Raw genomic sequence first — 3,666 nt, forward strand, 5'->3', positions numbered from 1 at the left:
CGGCCCCGGGGGGCCGGCCCGGGGGGCCGGCACCCCGGCACTCATGTAGAAATCGGGAGTCATGACCACAATGACCGTGAAAGGCTCACGGCGGCGGGGAGCGGGGGCGTTCCGGCGTGGGCTGCAACGCAACCTGACCGCCTACGGGTTCCTCTGCGCGGCGCTGATCTGCTTCGCCTTCTTCTCCTGGTACCCCATGGTGCGGGAGGTCCTGCTCAGCTTCCAGCAGACGAACTTCGTCGACGACCCGACCTGGGTCGGCCTGGAGAACTTCCGCACCGTGACGGAGGACTCGGCGTTCGCCGACGCGTGGCTCAACACCCTCGCCTTCACCGGCCTGGCGCTCGTGTTCGGCTACGTCATCCCCTTCGTGGCGGCGATCGTCCTCAACGAGCTGCGACACGCGCGGGCCTACCTGAGGTTCATCGTCTATCTCCCGGTGATGCTGCCGCCGGCCGTCGGGGTGCTGCTGTTCAAGTGGTTCTACGACCCGGGCGCCGGACTGTTCAACCAGATCCTGGAGCTGGCGCACCTGCCGGCCCTGAGCTGGCTGGACTCCACGGACACCGCGCTGATCTCCCTCGTGATCGTCTCCACCTGGATGAACCTGGGAACCGGCACGCTGATCTACCTCGCCGCGCTGCAGAGCATCCCGAGCGAGCTGTACGAGGCCGCGGAACTGGACGGTGCCGGGATCTTCAAGAGGGTCTGGCACGTCACGATCCCGCAGACCAGGCTGATCCTGCTGGTGATGCTGCTGCTGCAGATCGTGGCGACCATGCAGGTCTTCATCGAGCCGTACCTGCTCACCGGCGGCGGCCCGGAGAACGCGACGCTCACCGTCGCCTACCTCATGTACCAGTACGCCTTCAACTTCGGTGACTTCGGCGCCGGGGGCGCGCTCGGGCTGATGCTCATGGTCGTGCTGATGGTGTTCTCCGCCTTCTACCTGCGCCTGTCGCGGGACAACCAGAGCTAGGGAGGAGCCGAGCCGATGTCGAACCTCACAGTCCACCCACCTCGCCCCGCCCCCGCCCGGCCACCGGAGCGGGGCTCGAGGAAGAAGGCCGGGCGGACGCGTGCGGCCAAGGAGGCGCCCAGGGAGTTTCGCAGCCTGGTCTCCCCGCACACGCTCAACACCCCGCGCGGGCGGCTGATCTACCGGATCACGCTGACCCTGGTGGTGGTGGTCTTCACTGCCGTGTTCGTGTTCCCGCTCTACTGGATGGTCACCGGCGCGCTGAAGACCCCCGAGGAACTGGCCCAGATCCCGCCGAGCTTCTTTCCCACCTCCTTCGACCTCGGGGTGTACGCCGAGGCGTGGGACCAGCTCGACCTGGGACTCTTCCTCACCAACACCGTCATCTACGCCGGCGGCGCCTGGCTGTTCACACTGGCCATCGACGTCTCGGCCGCCTACGCGCTGTCCAAACTGCGGCCCGTGCTGGGCAACGTGGTCCTGGCGCTGATGCTGGCCACGCTCATGATCCCGCCGATGGTCATCCTGCTGCCCGCCTACCTGACGGTCAAGGACATGCCGATCTTCGGCTGGGACCTGCTGAACACCCCGTGGGTGATCTGGTTGCCCGCGGCGGCCAACGGGTTCTTCATCTTCCTGCTCAAGCGTTTCTTCGACTCGATCCCCCGGGAGTTGCTGGAGGCCGCCCAGATCGACGGCGCCTCTCCCGCCCGCATCCTGTGGTCGATCGTGCTGCCGGTCTCCCGGCCGATCCTCGGAGTGGTGTCCATTCTCTCGGTGGTCAACGTCTGGAAGGACTTCGTCTGGCCGCTGCTCGTACTGCCGGACGGGGACAAGATGACGATCAGCGTGGGCATCGCCTCGCTCTCGGCGCAGATGCCGCAGAACGTGTTGATCGCCTCATTGGTGATCGCGAGTATCCCGACCATGATCGTCTTCTTCATCTTCCAGCGCAGCATCATGGCCGGCCTCACGGCCGGCAGCCTCAAGGGCTGACCTCGTTACCCACTTTCAACCGCAAGGAGTTGTTCCAGCATGTCCGGCAGCACCTTCCCGGGAGCGACCCCGGACCCCGAATCATGGTGGCGGGGAGCCGCGATCTACCAGGTCTATCTCCGGAGCTTCGCCGACGGTAACGGCGACGGGATCGGCGACCTCGCGGGACTTCGCGCTCGCCTGCCATACCTCTCCGACCTGGGCATCGGTGCGATCTGGCTCAACCCCTGGTACCCGTCGCCGATGGCCGATGGCGGGTACGACGTGGCCGACTACCGTGACATCGAGCCATCGTTCGGCACGCTCGCCGAGGCGGAGGAGTTCATCGCCGAGGCGCATGCCCTGGGCATCAAGACGATCACCGACATCGTCCCCAACCACGGCTCCGACCAGCAGGAGTGGTTCGTGCGGGCACTGGAGGCAGGGCCCGGGTCGCCCGAGCGCGAACGCTTCCTGTTTCGCGAGGGCCGGGGAGCGAGCGGTGAGCTGCCGCCCAACGACTGGCAGTCGATCTTCGGCGGTCCCGCGTGGACCCGGGTCGCCGACGGCCAGTGGTACCTGCACCTGTTCGCCCCCGAGCAGCCGGACTTCAACTGGGCCAACCCCGAGGTCGTCGAGGAGTTCCACGACGTGCTGCGCTTCTGGTTCGACCGGGGCGTGGACGGCATCCGGATCGACTCGGCCGCCCTGCTGGTCAAGGACATGGACAGCGAGGGAGGAGAGGAGGCGTACACCGACCTCGACGGCGTGCACGACATCTACCGGGGCTGGCGCCGGGTGGCCGAGGAGTACGACGACCGGATCCTGATCGGCGAGGTGTGGCTGCCCGACCAGGAGCGCTTCGCGCTCTACCTGCGCCCCGACGAGATGCACACCGCGTTCAACTTCGACTTCCTGGCGTGCACCTGGGACGCCGCCGCGCTGCGCCGGTCGATCGAGGAGACCCTGGCCACGCACATCCCGCTGGGCGCGCCCCCCACCTGGGTGCTGTCCAACCACGACGTGACCCGCCCGGTGACCAAGTACGGCAGGGCCGACACCTCCTTCGACCACGCCGACCGCAAGCACGGCATGCCGTCGGATCCGGTGCTGGGCGAGCGGCGGGCCCGTGCGGCCGCACTGCTGGCGATGGCGCTTCCCGGCGGGCTCTACGTCTACCAGGGTGAGGAGCTGGGGCTGCCGGAGGTGGAGGACCTGCCGGACGAACTGCGCCAGGACCCGATCTGGGCCCGTTCCGGCCACACCGATCCCGGCCGTGACGGCTGCCGGGTGCCGCTGCCCTGGTCGGGTGACGAGCCGCCGTTCGGGTTCGGCGCGGGGCAGCCGTGGCTGCCGCAGCCGCCGGAGTGGAAGGCGCTGACGGCCGAGGTGCAGGCCGCCGACCCGGCGTCCATGTTCACCCTCTACCGCACCGGGCTGGGTCTCCGCCGCGAACTGCTCGGTGACGGCACGCTGGCCTGGCTGGAGGTGGGGGAGGGGGTGCTGGCCTTCCGCCGGGAGTCGGGCCTGATCTGCGTGGTCAACCTCGGCACGGAGCCGGTCTCCCTGCCGGAGCACGAGTCGGTCCTGCTGGCCAGCGGTCCGCTGGAGGGGGACAGGCTCCCCTCCGACACCGCCGTCTGGCTCCGGGTGATCTGATCCCCCTCCGGGCCCGCGCCCGCGCCTCGCGGCAGGTCCGCGATCCCCTCGGG

Annotated in this window: 3 protein-coding genes; all 3 read left to right on the forward strand. The window is 68.5% G+C overall.

Annotation, left to right across the window (positions count from 1 at the left end):
* The first annotated feature begins 61 nt into the window (after nt 1–61).
* From ABT130_RS47165 to ABT130_RS47175, 3 genes are read left to right on the forward strand one after another with little or no spacing between them, the layout of a single operon-like run.
* On the forward strand, nt 62–979 hold the full coding sequence (locus ABT130_RS47165; RefSeq protein WP_350929900.1) for a carbohydrate ABC transporter permease: 918 nt from the start codon (nt 62–64) through the stop codon (nt 977–979).
* A 15-nt stretch (nt 980–994) separates the two neighbouring features.
* Nucleotides 995–1,975, forward strand: coding sequence for a carbohydrate ABC transporter permease (locus tag ABT130_RS47170; protein ID WP_350929901.1), 981 nt, complete (start codon nt 995–997; stop codon nt 1,973–1,975).
* A gap of 39 nt (nt 1,976–2,014) precedes the next feature.
* Nucleotides 2,015–3,613: a glycoside hydrolase family 13 protein gene (locus ABT130_RS47175; protein ID WP_350966435.1), complete on the forward strand. Its 1,599-nt coding sequence runs from the start codon at nt 2,015–2,017 to the stop codon at nt 3,611–3,613.
* Nucleotides 3,614–3,666: the final 53 nt, after the last annotated feature.

Origin of the sequence: Streptosporangium sp. NPDC001681, assembly GCF_040298085.1 — a bacterium.
Taxonomy (GTDB): Bacteria; Actinomycetota; Actinomycetes; order Streptosporangiales; family Streptosporangiaceae; genus Streptosporangium.

Bases quoted from the DNA above. Each gene is read 5' to 3' on its own strand.
- ABT130_RS47165 (WP_350929900.1), top strand. From the start codon at position 62: ATGACCACAATGACCGTGAAAGGCTCACGGCGGCGGGGAGCGGGGGCG.
- ABT130_RS47170 (WP_350929901.1), top strand. From the start codon at position 995: ATGTCGAACCTCACAGTCCACCCACCTCGCCCCGCCCCCGCCCGGCCA.
- ABT130_RS47175 (WP_350966435.1), top strand. From the start codon at position 2,015: ATGTCCGGCAGCACCTTCCCGGGAGCGACCCCGGACCCCGAATCATGG.